Source organism: Streptomyces sp. CC228A (assembly GCF_021390935.1).
In the GTDB taxonomy this organism is placed as follows: Bacteria; Actinomycetota; Actinomycetes; order Streptomycetales; family Streptomycetaceae; genus Streptomyces.
The window spans coordinates 412,211-430,483 of the sequence record NZ_JAJPUI010000002.1 but is presented as its reverse complement, the minus strand read 5'-3'; the positions used below and the strand labels follow the sequence as shown (position 1 = coordinate 430,483).

At 73.0% G+C, this 18,273-nt stretch carries 11 protein-coding genes, 1 tRNA gene and 1 pseudogene; 11 read left to right on the top strand and 2 right to left on the bottom strand.

The window, feature by feature from the left end; genetic code table 11:
• Nucleotides 1-9: 9 nt before the first annotated feature.
• Nucleotides 10-1,011 (bottom strand): IS630 family transposase, encoded by a 1,002-nt coding sequence (locus L6E17_RS07305; protein ID WP_236240391.1) that lies wholly within the window; start codon nt 1,009-1,011, stop codon nt 10-12.
• 1,590 nt (nt 1,012-2,601) lie between these two features.
• Nucleotides 2,602-2,673, bottom strand: a tRNA-Arg gene (locus L6E17_RS07300).
• A 160-nt stretch (nt 2,674-2,833) separates the two neighbouring features.
• On the opposite strand from L6E17_RS07300, the gene L6E17_RS07295 reads away from it, so the two are divergent.
• The 11 genes and pseudogenes from L6E17_RS07295 to prfA all read left to right on the top strand — a co-directional run bounded on the left by L6E17_RS07295 (nt 2,834) and on the right by prfA (nt 18,272).
• Nucleotides 2,834-3,253, top strand: coding sequence for a response regulator (locus tag L6E17_RS07295; protein WP_308315839.1), 420 nt, complete (start codon nt 2,834-2,836; stop codon nt 3,251-3,253).
• 426 nt (nt 3,254-3,679) lie between these two features.
• Entirely contained in the window at nt 3,680-4,831 is a 1,152-nt protein-coding gene (gene nrtL, locus L6E17_RS07290; protein ID WP_236239946.1) for an ArgS-related anticodon-binding protein NrtL, read from the top strand.
• 15 nt (nt 4,832-4,846) lie between these two features.
• Nucleotides 4,847-6,238 (top strand): diaminopimelate decarboxylase, encoded by a 1,392-nt coding sequence (lysA, locus tag L6E17_RS07285; RefSeq protein ID WP_236239945.1) that lies wholly within the window; start codon nt 4,847-4,849, stop codon nt 6,236-6,238.
• A 106-nt stretch (nt 6,239-6,344) separates the two neighbouring features.
• The gene (locus tag L6E17_RS07280; RefSeq protein WP_236240389.1) at nt 6,345-7,634 is read left to right on the top strand and encodes a homoserine dehydrogenase; all 1,290 of its coding nucleotides are present in this window, start codon (nt 6,345-6,347) and stop codon (nt 7,632-7,634) included.
• Between the two features lie 5 nt (nt 7,635-7,639).
• A complete protein-coding gene (gene thrC, locus L6E17_RS07275; protein WP_236239944.1) occupies nt 7,640-8,710 on the top strand; it encodes a threonine synthase in 1,071 nt (356 codons plus the stop codon).
• Between the two features lie 330 nt (nt 8,711-9,040).
• Nucleotides 9,041-9,958: a homoserine kinase gene (gene thrB, locus L6E17_RS07270; RefSeq protein WP_236239943.1), complete on the top strand. Its 918-nt coding sequence runs from the start codon at nt 9,041-9,043 to the stop codon at nt 9,956-9,958.
• 478 nt (nt 9,959-10,436) lie between these two features.
• Nucleotides 10,437-12,544 (top strand): annotated as a pseudogene (rho, locus tag L6E17_RS07265) (transcription termination factor Rho).
• 295 nt (nt 12,545-12,839) lie between these two features.
• Complete coding sequence (locus tag L6E17_RS07260; RefSeq protein WP_236239942.1) at nt 12,840-14,669, top strand: trypsin-like serine protease; 1,830 nt, start codon at nt 12,840-12,842, stop codon at nt 14,667-14,669.
• A 176-nt stretch (nt 14,670-14,845) separates the two neighbouring features.
• Complete coding sequence (locus tag L6E17_RS07255; RefSeq protein ID WP_236239941.1) at nt 14,846-15,940, top strand: LCP family protein; 1,095 nt, start codon at nt 14,846-14,848, stop codon at nt 15,938-15,940.
• A 903-nt stretch (nt 15,941-16,843) separates the two neighbouring features.
• The gene (gene rpmE / locus L6E17_RS07250; RefSeq protein ID WP_031136586.1) at nt 16,844-17,065 is read left to right on the top strand and encodes a 50S ribosomal protein L31; all 222 of its coding nucleotides are present in this window, start codon (nt 16,844-16,846) and stop codon (nt 17,063-17,065) included.
• A gap of 139 nt (nt 17,066-17,204) precedes the next feature.
• On the top strand, nt 17,205-18,272 hold the full coding sequence (gene prfA / locus L6E17_RS07245) for a peptide chain release factor 1 (RefSeq protein WP_236239940.1): 1,068 nt from the start codon (nt 17,205-17,207) through the stop codon (nt 18,270-18,272).
• The last annotated feature ends 1 nt before the right edge of the window (nt 18,273 follow it).

Below are 18,273 nucleotides of genomic sequence, written 5' to 3'. Positions count from 1 at the left end.
ACGTATTGATCAGAAACTCATGGGGTTCTCGTCCATGACGTAGCGGACGTGTGGGCCACCGAAGTAGCCGCGGACGATGTGCGGCTGACGCTGACGCCTGCGGAAGAAGCGGCGGGTTTCGGCAGCGAGTTCGGCCTGGTCGCGGGCCCGGTGCTGCTTGGGCAGGCTGTGCTTGAGGTCGGCGTTGACCAGCTCGTCGGGGTTCAGCTCGGGCGAGTACGGGGGCAGGAAGTGCAGCTCTACATCATCGGGGTGGGCGGCGAGCCAGTCGCGGACCTTCTTCGAGCGGTGCGCGGAGTGACCGTCGACCACGAGGTGGACCTTGTGGTCGAAGTGGCCGGCGAGCCGGCCCAGGAAGCGGCACATCACTTCGGCGGTGAAGGACTCGGTGAAGACCATGAAGTGCATCCGGCCCTTGGTGCTGATCGCCGACATCGCGTTCACGGAGAACCGGTTCCCGCTCCGCCGCACGACGGGCGTCTTCCCCTTCTCACCCCAGGTGCGGCCGGTGACCTGGTCGGATCGGATGCCGACCTGGTCGGCGAAGAGGATCTCGCCGCCGTCTTTCTTCGCCTGCACGCGGATCTTCGGCCAGGTCTCTTCATGCCAGCGCCGGACGGCCTCGGGGTCCTGCTCGACGGCCCGCTTGTCCGGGCGCTGGAAGGACAGCCCCCATCGCTTCAAATACTTGCCCACCCCCACCTCGGTCAGCCGCACCCGGTACAGCTTCGCGATCAGCTCGCCCACCAGCCGCCGTGTCCACAGCTGACCGGAAAGCCCCACGTCACACGGCCGGTGGTCCAGGACCGCCTGCCGCACCGCGGCCTGCTCGGCCTCCCCGAGCACCTGGTGCACACCGACCGGCTTACCCCGAGGACGCATGACCAGGGCCTCCCGACCACCGGCCTGCCACTTCGCCCACCAGCCGTCGACCGCCTTCAGCGACACCCCGAACACTGCCGCCACGTCCTCGCGGTCCCGCCCCGCCATCAGAGCGGCCACCGCCCGCAGCCGCAGGGCCTCCTGCGCCGACGGCGACAGATGCCGCGCGTCCCCCACCAGATCGCTCACACCCACCCAACGACCCAGAACCCAAACCGTTTCTGATCAATAGTCCGTCGGGTAGGGGGATCTCGATGAGACCGGAGATCAGGGTGTCGACTCGTCCCCGTTCGCCGACGACAGGAGCGGCCGGCCTGCAACCGGCACTCCGCGGCCAAGCGCCCGAGCGGAGGCTGTAGCGCCTCGGCTCTGCGGCTGTCGCTGGCTGTGTCCGTGCGGAGCTTGGGGCTTCCCAGCCCGTGAGGGGGTGACGGGGAGATGCCGACGACCTCCGCTGCGCGGGTCGACACCGATGACCCGGATGTCGACATGGACGATGCGCAGCGCCAATCCCACCTTGCATCCTCCTCGGTGCGCTGCGCTCTCTGGTGGGGGCGCGGCAGGCCGGCAGGGGTGTGCAGAGGAGGAGGGTGGTGTGCGTCGTGCAGGGCTCCACGGCCTTGAGAGGTGCTGCGTGGAAGTGGGCAGCCTGCTGCCCCTGTCTCACAACCGCACGACGCCGACAGGCGGTTGCCCGTTCTGGACGGGGCTTCCGGGGCCGCACGGTCTCGTGGGTGGTCAAGCGGCGGGGGGCGTAACGCGTACGGCAGGCCACCGATCCGCAGGGGGCGCGAGAAAGTTGCATGCCGACGGCCAAGTTGCAGGTGGGGGCTTGGCCCAACGGTCCGGCATGCCCGGTAGCCAGGGGTCCAGGGCGAGAAATGCGGGCGCGGCGGATCCGCCGACGCAGACCCGGGTCCCGAGTCCCGGAGGGGTCGGGGCGGGCGGATGCATCCCGGCTGTGAGCAACGGCAGGACCGTACGACCGGCGAGGAGGGGCATCGGTCGGTGAACGAGCTTCATCGAGAACAGCGCCCGAGACGCCGGTACCCATCGCTTCGCCGGCCGTGGGCGACTCCTCGCATGGGCCGCAGCGGGCGTGAGGGCCGTCTGCCCCGGGGTGGGGGGCTGCAGCGGTCAAAGCAAGGACGGAAGTGGCGGACGGACCGCCCAGGAAGCCGGCCGCGAGGCGGAACAGGCAGCGGGCACCAGGCGTCACGCCGGTGTGGATGAGTCAGCAGATGGGCGGTGCGTCAGAGGACTCCTTCGGCTCGTCCGACGCATACGGCATGTCCGGCAAGCGCCGCGTCCGCCTGTAGGCGCACGCGTACCCCTCGGACCGCTCCCGCGCGCACCTCCGGGCCCGTACGAACCCGGGATCAGCAACCTCCCGCCGTCTTCCCCGTCGCCGAACCGAGGGAGGCCCCCACAGGGGCGCCCCCGCTGCGTGGTCTCAGCGGGGCTGCATGCCGCACCGAGCGCCGGGGTTCAGATGTGCCGTCGGCGCGGGCGCCGAGGTGGATAGGGAACCGAGCCTGTCCGAAGGCGGCAGACACGGCAGCCCCCGAGTAGCCGCCGGCCGCAGGCCGGCCGCGCGTCGAGCCCGTCCGGGGGTACACGCGGCCTGTCCGTGGCCGGTGGTCACCTGCAGAGAACAAACAAAGACCCCGACCTCAGCGTTTCCGCTGATGGCGGGGTCTTCGGGCACTTCCTGCGAAGTGCCCCCGGCAGGATTCGAACCTGCGCACACGGCTCCGGAGGCCGTTGCTCTATCCCCTGAGCTACGGGGGCTTCGTCGCTGCTGCTCGCGGCGACGGGAAGAACACTACCAGCTCTCGGCGGGTGCCTGTGAACAGGTATTTCCCGTGGTCGGGTGGCGTGTGGTCGCCTGGTGGGGGTGGAAGTGGCGAAAACCCGGACGCAGGGGTGGGCGGGGACCTACTCTCTAGTTGTGTCAGGCGCGTCCGGGCGGGTGCTGGTTGTGGACGACAACCGGGTCATCCGGCAGTTGATCAGGGTCAACCTTGAGCTGGAGGGCTTCGAGGTCGTGACCGCGGCCGATGGTGCCGAGTGTCTTGAAGTGATCCATGACGTGCGGCCCGACCTCGTCACCCTCGATGTCGTCATGCCCCGGCTGGGCGGGCTCCGGACCGCCGCTCTCCTGCGTGGTGACGCGCGGACGCGGCATGTGCCTGTCGTGCTGATCAGCGCCTGCGCACAGGACGAAGTGCAGGCCGACGACGTGTGCGTCGACGCCTTCCTCGCCAAGCCCTTCGAGCCCGGCGAGCTGGTGCGGGTCGTGCGCGGGCTCGTCACGCCGCCCATGGACGGATGCCACGGGGCAGGCCGGGCGGGCAGTACCCGGGGCTGAAGCGGCGGAGCCGGGGCCGGCCGGACACCCCTCTCGGGTGAGGCGGGGGCGGCGCGGAGGCCGGCTGGGCCGTCGCCGTGCTGCCGGGGAGCGCCCGGGGCGCGGCACCCGCGGTCGTAGGGGTGTCGGCGGCAGCCCGGGGCGCGGCACCCGCGGTCGTGCGGGTGTCGGCGGCAGCCCGGGGCGTACCCCCACAGCGGAGCCCCGACGTACCTCCACAGGGGGACTCAACCCGGGGCCTACCCCCACAGCACGGCCCGGGTCCTGCCCCCACAGGCAAGCCCGGGACGTACCCGCACAGCAGGGCCCGGAGCGACCCCACGGCGGACCTCACCGCGGCGGCCGAGGTGAGGCGGGGTGCGCCGGGGTGTTCGTATCGCGGAACCGGTTCGCGTGGCCACCCCCCTCCTCGCCTACGCTTGTCCCGTGACCCCCGCGGATCTCTCCCACACCGTGCTGCACGCCGTGCGCCGCGCGGTGGGCGAGGGTGCGCTGCGGGAGGTCGAGGTGCCGCCGCGCGTGGTTGTCGAGCGGCCGCGGCCCGGTGGGTGCGGGGACTGGGCCACCAACGCCGCGCTGCAGCTCGCCCGCGGTGCCGGCCTGCCGCCCCGGCGGGTCGCCGAGGTGCTGCGGGAGCGGCTGCTGGACGAGCCGGGCATTGCGCGCGTCGACATCACCGGGCCCGGGTTCCTGAACCTCACGCTCCGTTCCGCCGCCCGCGGCGACGCCGACCGGGCCCTCGTGCGCAGGATCCTCGCGCAGGGGCCCGCTTACGGGCACGGTGACGCCCTGCGCGACGAAGACCTGCACCTCTTCGGTGCGGAGTACGGCACCGCCCTCCGGGGCGAGGAGCGGGAGCGGGTCGTCGGCGACGCGGTCGCCGCGCTGGTGCGGTCGCAGGGCGGGCGCGTCCGGTACGCCGCTCGCGGGGAGCGGCTCGCCGTGCGGGCCGCCCACTACGACGTCCTCGCCGCCCTCGGGCCTGACGCGGGGCGGTGGGCGCTGCTCCGGCCCGCCCGCCACGACCGCGTGCCGGAGCCGGGCGCGCTGCTGCGGCAGACCGAGGACAACCCCTTCTTCCTGGTGCGGTACGCCCACTCCCGGGCCCGCGCCCTGCAGCGCAACGCCCGGGATCTGGGGTTCCACGCCTCATTCGAGGGGCCGGGCGGCGCAGGCAGCCCTCACGGCAGCCCTCACGGCGGCCCGGACGTCGGCCCGGACAGTGGCCGTCACGGCGGTGCGGACGGCGGTCGTCACGGCGGCGTGGACGGTGACCGTCACGGCAGCGGCAGCGGCCGCGACAGCGGGAACGGCGAGGCCGCCCGCCTCGTGCACGCCCTCGCGGACCACCCCCTCGTCCTCCTCGGCGCGGCCCGGCACCGCGCGCCCGACCGGGTCGCCCGGCACCTGGAGGTCGTCGCCGACGCGTTCCTCGGGTTCCAGCACGCCGTGCTGCCCCGCGGGGACCAGAAACCCACGGCCGCCCACCGCTCCCGGCTCGCGCTCGCCGAAGCCGCCGGGACGGTGCTGGCCGGCGGCCTGTCCCTGCTCGGCATCCGCGCCCCCGAACACCTCTGAGGAAGCCAGACAGCCATGAGCCGTTCCGCACACCCCGCCGGGCCCCGCCACGCCGACGTGCTGCCCGAGGGCCACTACAGCCCGCCGCCCGCCGACCTGAACCGCCTCGACGAGAAGGTGTGGGCCAGGACCGTCCGGCGGGACGGCACCGGGGCCGTCACCGTGGGCGGCATCGATGTCGGCTCCCTCGCCGAGGAGTTCGGGACGCCCGCGTACGTCCTCGACGAGGACGACTTCCGGGCCCGCTGCCGTGCCTGGGCCGACGCCTTCGGCAAGGACGCCGACGTCTTCTACGCGGGGAAGGCGTTCCTCTCGCGGGCCGTCGTGCGCTGGCTGCGGGAGGAGGGGCTGAACCTGGACGTGTGCTCCGGGGGCGAGCTGGCCACGGCACTGTCCGCGGGCATGCCGGCGGAGCGCATCGCCTTCCACGGCAACAACAAGAGCATGGACGAGATCCGGCGGGCCGTGGAGGCGGGTGTCGGGCGGATCGTGCTCGACTCCTTCCAGGAGATCGTGCGGGTGGCGCACGTCGCCCAGTCCCTCGGCAGGCGCCAGCGCGTGCAGATCCGGGTGACGGTCGGCGTCGAGGCGCACACGCACGAGTTCATCGCCACCGCCCACGAGGACCAGAAGTTCGGCATCGCCCTCGCCGGCGGGCAGGCCGCCGAGGCCGTGCGGCGGGTGCTCCAGCTGGACTCCCTCGAACTGGTCGGCATCCACTCGCACATCGGGTCGCAGATCTTCGACATGGCCGGGTTCGAGGTCGCCGCGCGGCGGGTGGTCTCGCTGCTGGCCATGGTCCGCGACGAGCACGGCGTCGAGCTGCCCGAGATCGACCTCGGGGGCGGGCTGGGCATCGCGTACACCTCCGACGACGACCCGCGCGAGCCCCACGAGATCGCCAAGGCCCTCAGCGAGATCGTCTCGCGGGAGTGCGAGGCCGCCGGGCTGGCCACGCCCCGGATCTCCGTGGAGCCCGGCCGGGCCATCGTCGGGCCCACGGCCTTCACGCTGTACGAGGTGGGCACCGTCAAGGCGCTGGAGGGGCTGCGCACGTACGTCTCCGTCGACGGCGGCATGTCGGACAACATCCGGACCGCGCTGTACGACGCCGAGTACAGCGTCGCCCTCGTGTCCCGCACCTCCGACGCCGAGCCGATGCTCACCCGGGTCGTCGGCAAGCACTGCGAGAGCGGCGACATCGTCGTGCGGGACGCGTTCCTGCCGGCGGACATCGCGCCGGGGGACCTCGTCGCCGTGCCGGCCACCGGCGCCTACTGCCGGTCCATGGCCAGCAACTACAACCACGCTCTGCGCCCGCCCGTCATCGCCGTCAAGGACGGCGCGGCGCGGGTGATCGTACGTCGGGAGACAGAGGAAGATCTTCTGTCTCTCGATGTCGGCTGATGAAATAGATGTCTCAGGATCCGGACGGGGGATAGAAACTCCCGTCCGGTGAGTGAGACTGGACCACCGTAGAAATACGAAGCAGGAACGGAAACGAGGTCGGATGATGCGTACGCGTCCGCTGAAGGTGGCGCTGCTGGGCTGTGGAGTGGTCGGCTCCGAGGTGGCGCGCATCATGACGACGCACGCCGACGACCTCGCCGCCCGCATCGGCGCCCCCGTCGAGCTCGCCGGGGTCGCCGTGCGCCGGCCCTCCAAGGTCCGCGAGGGCATCGACCCGGAGCTCGTCACCACCGACGCCATGGCCCTCGTCAAACGCGGGGACATCGACGTCGTGGTCGAGGTGATCGGCGGTGTCGAGCCGGCCAGGACGCTCATCACCACCGCGTTCGCGCACGGCGCCTCCGTCGTCTCCGCCAACAAGGCCCTGCTCGCCCAGGACGGAGCCGCCCTGCACGCGGCCGCCGAGGAGCACGGCCGGGACCTGTACTACGAGGCGGCCGTCGCCGGCGCCATCCCGCTCATCCGGCCGCTGCGCGAGTCCCTCGCCGGCGACAAGGTGAACCGGGTGCTCGGCATCGTGAACGGCACCACCAACTTCATCCTCGACAAGATGGACACCTCCGGTGCGGGCTACTCCGAGGCCCTCGACGAGGCCACCGCGCTCGGGTACGCCGAGGCCGACCCGACCGCCGACGTCGAGGGCTTCGACGCCGCCGCCAAGGCCGCGATCCTCGCCGGCATCGCCTTCCACACGCGCGTACGGCTCGACGACGTCTACCGCGAGGGCATGACCGAGGTCACCGCCGCCGACTTCGCCTCCGCGAAACGCATGGGCTGCACCATCAAGCTGCTCGCCATCTGCGAGCGCGCCGCCGACGGCGGGTCCGTCACCGCGCGCGTGCACCCCGCGATGATCCCCCTCAGCCACCCGCTGGCCTCCGTGCGCGGCGCCTACAACGCCGTGTTCGTCGAGTCCGAGGCCGCCGGGCAGCTCATGTTCTACGGCCCGGGCGCCGGCGGTTCGCCGACCGCCTCGGCCGTGCTCGGCGACCTCGTCGCCGTGTGCCGCAACCGCCGGGGCGGCGCGACGGGACCCGGCGACTCCGCGTACACCCAGCTGCCCGTGAGCGCCATGGGCGAGGTCGTCACGCGGTACCACATCAGCCTCGACGTGGCCGACAAGCCGGGCGTCCTCGCCCAGGTCGCCACCGTCTTCGCTGAGCACGGGGTGTCGATCGACACCGTCACCCAGCAGGGCAAGGACGGAGAGGCATCCCTCGTCGTCGTCACCCACCGCGCGCCCGACGCCGCCCTCTCCGGGACCGTCGAGGCACTGCGTCAGCTCGACACCGTGCGCGGTGTCGCCAGCATCATGCGTGTTGAAGGGGAGTAGGACCCATGACCAGCAACGGCACCCACCAGTGGCGCGGCATCATCGAGGAGTACCGGGACCGCCTTCCGGTCACGGACACCACGCCGGTCGTGACGCTGCGTGAGGGTGGTACGCCGCTCGTCCCGGCCCAGGTCCTCTCCGAGCGCACCGGCTGCGCCGTCCACCTGAAGGTCGAGGGTGCGAACCCCACCGGGTCCTTCAAGGACCGCGGGATGACCATGGCCATCAGCAAGGCCAAGGAGGAGGGCGCGAAGGCCGTCATCTGCGCCTCCACCGGCAACACCTCCGCTTCCGCGGCCGCTTACGCGGTGCGGGCCGGAATGGTCTCCGCGGTGCTCGTGCCGCAGGGCAAGATCGCGCTCGGCAAGATGGGCCAGGCGCTCGTCCACGGCGCGAAGATCCTCCAGGTGGACGGGAACTTCGACGACTGCCTGACGCTGGCCCGCGCCCTGTCCGACAACTACCCCGTGGCGCTGGTCAATTCCGTCAACCCGGTGCGGATCGAGGGCCAGAAGACCGCCGCGTTCGAGATCGTGGACATGCTCGGCGACGCCCCCGACATCCACGTCCTGCCGGTCGGCAACGCGGGCAACATCACCGCGTACTGGAAGGGCTACCGCGAGTACGCGGCCGACGGCGCCGCCACCCGCACCCCGCGCATGTGGGGCTTCCAGGCCTCCGGCTCCGCGCCCCTGGTGCGCGGCGAGGTCGTCAAGGACCCGTCCACCATCGCCACCGCCATCCGCATCGGCAACCCGGCCTCCTGGGACTACGCCCTGGCGGCCCGCGACGAGTCCGGCGGCTTCATCGACGAGGTGACGGACCGTGAGATCCTGCGCGCCTACCGGCTGTTGGCCGCGCAGGAGGGCGTCTTCGTCGAGCCCGCGTCCGCCGCGTCCGTCGCCGGCCTGCTGAAGGCCGCGGAGCAGGGCAAGGTCGACCCGGGCCAGACGATCGTCTGCACGGTCACCGGGAACGGGCTGAAGGACCCGGACTGGGCCGTCGCCGGCGCCCCGCAGCCGGTCACCGTCCCGGTCGACGCCGCGGCCGCCGCGGAGCGCCTCGGCCTCGCCTGAGGGCGCGGCGCGGGCCGGCCCCGGCCGCGTCCCGCGCCGTCCTGCTCCCCGCGCCCGCGGCAGGAGCACAGGAGGGCATACGACACGCATCGTGCGCCTCCTGTGCGCCCTATGTCGCGGCAGAACCTTCCTTCGATAGGCTGTACCGAGCCCACCGCGCCGCCCATGCGCGGGTGACGGCGCTTTCCGCGACGCCGAAGCGGCCCACGGCCCCTCCGGGACGGCCACCGGGCCTCGCGCGTCGGCCGGAAGTCCGTGAGACCCCACCCCCGCCCATCCCCGCCCCGCAGGTCACCCCCGCAGGTCCAGATCAAGGAGAGTCAACGAGCGATGGCCGGTCCCGCGTTCCGCGCCGCCGCCGTCCGGGTGCGCGTCCCCGCCACCAGCGCCAACCTCGGCCCCGGCTTCGACGCCCTCGGCCTGGCCCTGGGGCTGTACGACGACGTCGTCGTCCGGGTCGCCGACTCCGGGCTGCACATCGACATCGCCGGCGAGGGCGCCGACACCCTGCCGCGCGACGAGAGCCACCTCCTCGTACGGTCCCTGCGCACCGCCTTCGACCTGCTCGGCGGCCAGCCCCGCGGCCTTGAGGTCGTCTGCGCCAACCGCATCCCGCACGGCCGCGGGCTCGGCTCCTCCTCCGCCGCGATCTGCGCCGGCATCGTCGCCGCCCGCGCCGTGACCATAGGCGGCGAGAGCCGGCTCGACGACGCCGCGCTGCTGGAACTCGCCACCGAGATCGAGGGCCACCCCGACAACGCCGCCGCCTGCCTGCTCGGCGGCTTCACCGCGGCCTGGACCGAGAACGGCGCCGCGCGCGCCATCAGGATGGAGCCCGCGCGTTCCATCGTTCCGGTGGTTTTCGTACCCGGAAAGCCGGTACTCACAGAGACGGCGAGGGGGCTGCTGCCCCGGACCGTCCCCCATGTGGACGCCGCGGCCAACGCGGGGCGCGCCGCACTGCTCGTCGAGGCCCTCACCAGGCGCCCCGAGCTGCTGCTCGCCGCGACGGAGGACCGCCTCCACCAGGAGTACCGGGCGCCGGCGATGCCGGAGAGCATCGCCCTGGTGAACCGACTGCGGGCCGACGGTGTGCCCGCGGTCATCTCCGGTGCGGGCCCCACGGTGCTCGCACTGGCCGAGGACGGCGCGGCGGAGAAGGTCGCGCTGCTGGCGGGGGAGGGCTGGGCCGCCAACCGGCTCGGTCTCGACACCGCCGGAGCGAGCGTGCTGCCGCTCACCGCGTAGGACGACCGCGACAGCGCACCATGCCGGCGCGTGAACGCACAGCACCGCCAGACGCCCTCCCGGAGGGTCCCCGGATCCGGGGAATGCCGGGAGCAGCGGATTGCCGGTGTGGGAGAGGGGGAATGTTTGTTGGAGCCGGTAGTGTTAACCTCAAGTCTGCACCCGACGTCTTCAAGGCGCGGTGCTGCGTGTCCCCGTCAGGGACCACCATTCTTCCGGGAGCCTCCTCCCCAACTGCCTGAGCAGCCTGCCTGAGCAGTTTCGAGCACGCTCCGGAACCGGCGCGCGTCACCCCTCGCTTTTCCCGGGAAGAGGGCCGAGCAGGGGGCCTCGGGTCGGACCACGCACGTTTATCTCTCCTCCCGCCGCACCCGGCGGGACCACCGCCCCGGCACGGTCGACATCAGGGACCGAGGCCGGACAGCACAACCGGTCGCCGAGCCAGAAGGCCGACGTCCGCTCCAGGGAAGGACCCTTCGTGAGCGACACCACCGATCTGATGGGCGTGACTGCCGACAAGTCTGTCGACACCCCCGCGCCCGCCGCGGGTGCTGCCTCTGGCACCACCACACGGCGCCGCCGCTCCGGCACCGGCCTCGAAGGCATGGTCCTGGCCGAGCTGCAGCAGGTCGCGTCCGGCCTCGGCATCAGGGGCACCGCGCGCATGCGCAAGAGCCAGCTGATCGAGGTCATCAAGGAGGCGCAGGCCGCCGGGGGCGCACCCGCCGCCAAGAGCGCCGACGCCGCCGAGGCCAAGCCGAAGCGCCGCACCACCTCCCGTACCCGTACGGGCGACGAGGCCGGCGCCAAGACCGGCGAGGCGGCCGGCACCGGCGCCAAGGCCGCGAAGGCCGACAAGGCCGACCAGGCCGAGGGCGCCGAGTCCGCGGGCCGCGCCGCCCAGGCCGACCAGGGCGTCCAGCAGCACATCGACATCCCCGGCCAGCCCACCAAGGCCGCCGCCCGCGAGCCCCAGCCCGCGGTCGAGGAGACCGCCGGCGCCCGCCGCCGGCGCCGGGCCACCGCGCCCGCCGGCACGCCCGACGGCGCCGAGGCGGCCGCGGAGGCCCGTACGGACGTCCGTACGGAGGCCCGGACCGACACCCGCGCCGACCGTCCCGAGGGGCAGTCCGAGAGCAAGGCCGCGGAGGGCGTCGAGACCGCCGAGGGCGGCCGCCGTGAGCGCCGCGACCGCCGCGACCGCCAGCGCGACCGCGACCGCGACCGGGACCGGGACCGCGACCGCCGTGACCGCAAGGGCGACGACCAGCAGGGCGGCGGCCAGCGCCAGCAGGCCCCCAGGGCGGCCAGGGCGGCCAGGCCGGGCCGCAGGGCGACGACGACTTCGACGGCGGCCGCCGGGGCCGCCGCGGCCGCTACCGCGACCGCCGGGGCCGCCGCGGCCGCGACGAGTTCGGCCCGGGCGAGCCGCAGGTCTCCGAGGACGATGTCCTGATCCCCGTCGCGGGCATCCTCGACATCCTCGACAACTACGCGTTCATCCGGACCTCCGGCTACCTGCCGGGCCCGAACGACGTGTACGTGTCGCTCGCCCAGGTCCGCAAGTACGGGCTGCGCAAGGGCGACCACATCACGGGTGCCGTGCGCCAGCCGAAGGAGGGCGAGCGCCGCGAGAAGTTCAACGCGCTGGTCCGCCTCGACTCGGCCAACGGCATGGCCGCCGACTCCGGACGCGGCCGCCCCGAGTTCAACAAGCTCACCCCGCTGTACCCGCAGGACCGGCTCCGCCTGGAGACCGACCCGGGCGTGCTGACCACGCGGATCATCGACCTCGTGTCGCCGATCGGCAAGGGCCAGCGCGGTCTGATCGTGGCCCCGCCGAAGACCGGCAAGACCATGATCATGCAGGCGGTCGCCAACGCGATCACCCACAACAACCCCGAGTGCCACCTGATGGTCGTCCTCGTCGACGAGCGTCCCGAAGAGGTCACCGACATGCAGCGGTCGGTGAAGGGCGAGGTCATCTCCTCGACCTTCGACCGCCCGGCCGAGGACCACACCACCGTCGCCGAGCTGGCCATCGAGCGCGCCAAGCGCCTCGTGGAGCTGGGCCACGACGTGGTCGTCCTGCTGGACTCCATCACCCGCCTGGGCCGTGCGTACAACCTCGCGGCCCCCGCCTCCGGCCGCATCCTGTCCGGTGGTGTCGACTCGACCGCGCTGTACCCGCCGAAGCGCTTCTTCGGTGCCGCGCGGAACATCGAGGACGGCGGCTCGCTGACCATCCTGGCCACCGCGCTGGTCGACACCGGCTCGCGCATGGACGAGGTGATCTTCGAGGAGTTCAAGGGCACCGGCAACATGGAGCTCAAGCTCGACCGGAAGCTCGCCGACAAGCGCATCTTCCCCGCGGTGGACGTCGACGCGTCCGGCACCCGCAAGGAGGAGATCCTGCTCGGCAACGACGAGCTCGCCATCGTGTGGAAGCTGCGCCGGGTGCTGCACGCCCTCGACCAGCAGCAGGCGGTCGAGCTGCTCCTCGACAAGATGAAGCAGCACAAGTCGAACGCCGAGTTCCTGATGCAGATCCAGAAGACGACGCCGTCCTCGGGCAACAACGACTGACGGCCGAGGGCCGGCACCCGCCGGCCGAGGCCCTGACCACTGCGCCCCGTCGAATGTCCGACGGGGCGCAGTGGTCTGTGCGGAACCTGTGTAAGATCAAGCCACCTGGTGGGGGGGAACGTATTTTCTATACGCCTGCCGTTCTTGCGAGCCGCACGTCTCCGTGCGGCTCGCGGCGCGCCGCTGTGCACGCGCGGCGCACGGCGGGTGGCAGCTGCCTGTTCCGACCCCCACTTCCTTTCCGTACGGCGCCCTGCCACGGGCCGCCGTACGTCCATGACGATGGGGGTAGTGAGTGTCATCTCCCCGGCCGAGGACCCGATTCGTCCTCCCGGCGCTGTTCACCGCACTCGCGGTCGGCGGCGCCGGCCTGTCCGCCTCACCCGCCTACGCGGCCGACGAGCCGCACCAGCCCGGGAAGCGGCAGACCCTGACGGTGCCGTCCAGCGCCGAAATCGCCGCCCAGGCGAAGAAGTTCCTGAAGCAGGAGGCCGGTTCCGCCGGCGACCGCAAGGCGGACGGCGCGCGCAGCGCCGCCCCCGCCCCGGCCGGGGAGCAGCCGTCCGCGACGGCCTCCCCGTCGCCGTCCGGCTCCTCCACCACCGCCGACCCGAAGGTCATCGGCGGCGTCGACGCCCCGTTCGGCGAGGCGCCGTGGATGACGCAGCTGTACGGCTTCGACCCCGCCACCGGGGACAACTTCTTCTGCGGCGGCGTGCTGATCGGCCCCGCCAAGGTCCTCACCGCCGCGCACTGCGTCGCCGGTGTCGACTGGACCCAGCAGGGCATCGCGGTCGCCGGTGCCACCCAGGCGGCCTCCGACGGCGTGGGCGGCGAGCCCAACTGGCACGGCGGCACGCCCGCGCTGGTCAAGCGGCAGTGGGTCCACCCGTCCTACGACGGCGACATCCGCAACGACATCGCCGTGCTGACGCTCGACCGGCCCATGCCGCACAAGCCGCTGCGGACCGTGACGCCCAACGACACCGCGTCGTACGCCGCGGGTACCACGGCCACGGTCTACGGCTGGGGCCGCACCAGCGGCGCCCCCGGCTCCGAGGGCTCCCAGACCCTGAAGCGGGCCGACCTGCCCATCCAGGCGGACTCCGCGTGCACCAGCTTCCCGGCCGGTGCCGCCAACTTCGTGCCCGGCGAGATGTTCTGCGCCGGGGAGCCCGCGGGCGGCACCGACGCCACCACGGTCAGCCCGTGCAACGGCGACTCCGGAGGCCCGCTCATCGTGGGCGGCCGCATCGCCGGCATCGTGTCGTGGGGCGTCGAGGACTGCATCGAGGCGGGTGCGTACAGCATGTACGCCAAGGTCTCCACCTTCGCCGGCGCCATCGGCCAGCAGGCCGACGACGCGAACTTCACCGACGACAACAAGGCCGACATCGTCGCCGTCCGCAAGGACAACGCCGAGGGCTACACCTACGCCTCGCAGGGCACCAGCCTGGGCGCCGCCGAGTTCTCGGGCTTCTGGGACGGCGTCGACCTGGTCCGCCAGGCCGACCTGAACGCGGACGCCAACCAGGACTTCGTCTTCCGCGCCGGCGGCGACCTGTACTGGTCGCGCTGGCAGTGGGACGCCGGGACGGAGGTGTACGACTGGGTGGAGACCCGGATCGGCTCCGGCTGGAGCGGCTTCCGCGCCATCCTCGTCCCCGGGGACGTCAGCGGGGACGGCTGGTCCGACCTGGTGACGGTCGACTCCGCGGGCGCCCTGTGGGTGTACCCCGGGCGCGGCGACGGCACCTTCATGAGCCGTATCCAGGGCGGTTCCGGCTGGACCGGCTACACGATCGCGGGGCACGGCGACTACACGAGCGACGGCGTCCCCGACGTCCTCGCCCGTGACGCCCAGGGCCGCATGTGGCTGTACGTCGGCCGCGGCGTGGCCAACGCGCCGCTGAGCAACCAGCGGGTGCAGATCGGCACGGGGTGGAACTTCACCGCGTACGTCGGCCCCGGCGACGTCACCGGCGACGGTGCGTCCGACATGGTGGTCCGCGACAGCGACGGCAAGCTGTACCTGTACCCGAGCCGCAACTCGCCCACCCAGCCGTTCCGCAGCCGCCACACGATCGGCAGCAGCGGCTGGAACGCGTTCGCCATCATCACCTGACCGGCTCCGGGTGCGGCGACCGGCGGCAGCGCCGGTCGCACGCCCGGCCCCGACAGCGACCGTACGCGCCCTGTGCCCACTGTGCCCACGCACAGTGGGCACAGTGCGTCCCGTGCAACCCTTTGCGCCCCTCGGCCGTCTGACCTGAAGCCGGAGCGGCAGAAACCGAGGAGACCATGGGCGAACAGGACGCGGGCGGCCGAATAGACGGGACGGGCCGCCCCCACGACGAGTCCGCGGCGCGGCGGCGCGGACGCAACGCCGCCACATGGACCGCGGTCGGTCTGCTCCTCGCCGGAGCGGCCGTGCTCGGTGCGGCGTACCTGAAGCTCGACGGGAACATCCGGACCGTCGACATCAGCACGCAGCTCGGCGACGACCGGCCGGAGAACACCGACGACGGCTCCCTGGACATCCTCGTCCTCGGATCCGACTCCCGCGCCGGCGACAACGCCGCGTACGGCCGCGACGACGGCGGCTCCTCCCGCTCCGACACGGCGATGGTCGTGCACGTCCACGACGGACGCACGGCGGCCAGCGTCGTGTCCATCCCGCGGGACACGCTCATCACCCGCCCCGAGTGCACCGGCCGGGACGGCGAGCCGGTCCCCGCCGCCTACCGCGCCATGTTCAACACCGCCTACGAGGTCGGCGGGCCCGCCTGCGCCGTGAAGACGGTCGAGCAGATGTCGGGGATCCGCATGGACCACTACGTCGAGGTCGACTTCACCGGCTTCCGGAAGCTCATCGACGAGCTCGGCGGCGTCGAGGTCACCACGACACGGCCCATCAAGGACGGCAGCAGCCACCTGGACCTGCCCGCGGGCACGCACACCCTGGACGGCGAGCAGTCCCTCGCCCTGGTCCGCACCCGCAAGGGCGTCGGCGAAGGCAGCGACCTGGGCCGCATCCAGCTGCAGCACGCCTACATGAAGGCGCTCATGGAGCAGGTGCAGCGGGTGGGGGTCTTCACCAGCCCCGCCAAGCTGTGGGGGCTCGCCGACGCCGCGACGAAGGCCGTCAAACCCGATTCGGGGCTCGACAGCGTCTCGGAACTCGTGGACTTCGCGAGCGGGCTGGCGGGACTCGACGCGGACGAGGTGCAGATGATCACGCTGCCCGTGGTGTACGACACGGTCGACCGCAACAGGGTCGTGCCGGTCGAGACCCAGGCGCAGCAGGTGTGGTCGGCGCTGCGGCTCGACCAGCCGATCCCGGCGGAGGCCACGAAGGACACGGCGACGGGCAGCGCGGAGGGCGTCGTCCGCTGACCGCCGCGCCGCGCGCCTGCACCGCCTCCTGCGGGCCCCGCGCCCGGTCCCGGCGGCCCCGCAGGCCCCGGCGCCGGTCGGTCTCGGCGGTCCTTCGCCGGGCCCGGCCGCGGCGGCTTCCGATGCCTGCCGACCCTCGGCCCGAAGGCCCCGGCGCGGTGGCACCGCCGGGGCGCCCGGCTCCGGCGGCTTCCGGCACCCGGCGGCCTCGGGCGCCCCGGCGGTTCCCACTCGGTCGGGCCGTGTGCCAGGAGGCGGGGCCGCGCCTCGACGGGCCTCGGTCAGCAGGGCGTCACCACAGCGCCGGGAACCCGCCGGGAGCGCTCCGGCTGCGGGGTGCGGACGGGCAGGTGCTCTGCGGCCGCGGGGTCCGGGTGTCCGCCGTACGGGGGAGCGAGGGACCGGGGCGCGCGGTGTACGGCGCTGCGGGCCACGCGTCGCGGGCGGGGCCTGCGGCACGCGCCGACAGAGGTGCGACGGCAGCAAGCGGCGTACCGGCCGGGCGGGCCCGTGCCCGTGGTCCACGCGGGTCGGCCCCGGCCGGGCGCGGCCCGTACCGGTGGTCCACGCGGGCGCAGCCGAGGGTCCGCCGGGTGCGCCGCCCGCGCGGAGCCGGCAGGGCGGGCCGTAGCCCGCCCGGGTGCGACGGCGTACGGCGGACCGGCGGTCGGCCGCGCACGCCACGGCACAGCGCCCCCTCACGGGGCGGGCGGCCCCGCGCCCCGGGGCCGTGGGCCGGAGGGGCAGCAGCCCGGAAGCGGGGTCGGCGGGGCGGGAATGGAATCGGCGGGGCCCCGGTTTTGGGAGATGCGGCCGGTCCTGGCAGACTGGTACGTCGGCCCCGGTTCACGTGCACGCAGCCCGCGTGTGCGACCCGGTGCCCTCCGACACCTAGGAGACACCTTGAAGCGCGACATCCACCCCGAGTACGTCGAGACCCAGGTCAGCTGCACCTGCGGCGCGTCGTTCACCACCCGCAGCACGATCGAGGCCGGCACCATCCGTGCCGAGGTCTGCTCCGAGTGCCACCCGTTCTACACGGGCAAGCAGAAGATCCTCGACACCGGTGGCCGTGTGGCCCGCTTCGAGGCCCGCTTCGGCAAGGCTGCCGGCTCCAAGAAGTAGCGAGCCCTGTGCCGGTCTCCGGCCGCCCCGGTGGGGGGTGGCCGGGACCGGCTTTTTGGTCGGTGGGCCCGGGGCCAGTGCCGGGGCGCCGGCCCCTCTCCCGCAGCCCTTTCGTACGGAGAAACACCAGGAGCCCCCGATGTTCGAGGCGGTCGAGGAACTGGTCGGCGAGCACGCCGACCTGGAGCAGAAGCTCGCCGACCCTTCGGTCCACGCCGACCAGGCCAACGCGCGCAGGCTGAACAAGCGCTACGCCGAGCTCACCCCGATCGTCGCCGCGTACCGCTCCTGGAAGGAGACCGGCGACGACATCGAGACGGCGCGGGAGTTCGCGGCGGCCGACCCGGACTTCATCGCCGAGGTCAAGGAGCTGGAGGCGCAGCGCGAGGAGCTGACCGAGAAGCTGCGCATGCTGCTCGTGCCCCGCGACCCCAGCGACGACAAGGACGTCATCCTGGAGATCAAGGCCGGCGCGGGCGGCGACGAGTCCGCCCTCTTCGCCGGCGACCTGCTGCGCATGTACCTGCGGTACGCCGAGCGGGTCGGCTGGAAGACCGAGATCATCGACGCCACCGAGTCCGAGCTCGGCGGCTACAAGGACGTCCAGGTCGCCGTGAAGGCCCGCGGCCAGCTGGAGCCCGGACAGGGCGTGTGGGCCCGCCTCAAGTACGAGGGCGGCGTGCACCGCGTGCAGCGCGTGCCCGCGACCGAGTCGCAGGGCCGCATCCACACCTCCGCCGCCGGCGTGCTCGTCACGCCCGAGGCCGAGGAGGTGGAGGTGGAGATCAACCCGAACGACCTGCGGATCGACGTCTACCGGTCCTCCGGGCCGGGCGGCCAGTCCGTGAACACCACCGACTCCGCCGTGCGGATCACGCACCTGCCGACCGGTGTCGTCGCCTCCTGCCAGAACGAGAAGAGCCAGCTCCAGAACAAGGAGCAGGCCCTGCGCATCCTGCGCTCCCGGCTCCTCGCCATCGCCCAGGAGGAGGCCGAGCGGGAGGCCGCGGACGCGCGCCGCAGCCAGGTGCGCACCGTCGACCGGTCGGAGAAGATCCGGACGTACAACTTCCCGGAGAACCGCATCTCCGACCACCGCGTCGGCTTCAAGGCGTACAACCTGGACCAGGTCCTCGACGGGGACCTCGACGCGGTGATCCAGGCGTGCGTCGACGCCGACGCCGCAGCGAAGCTCGCTGCGGCCTGAC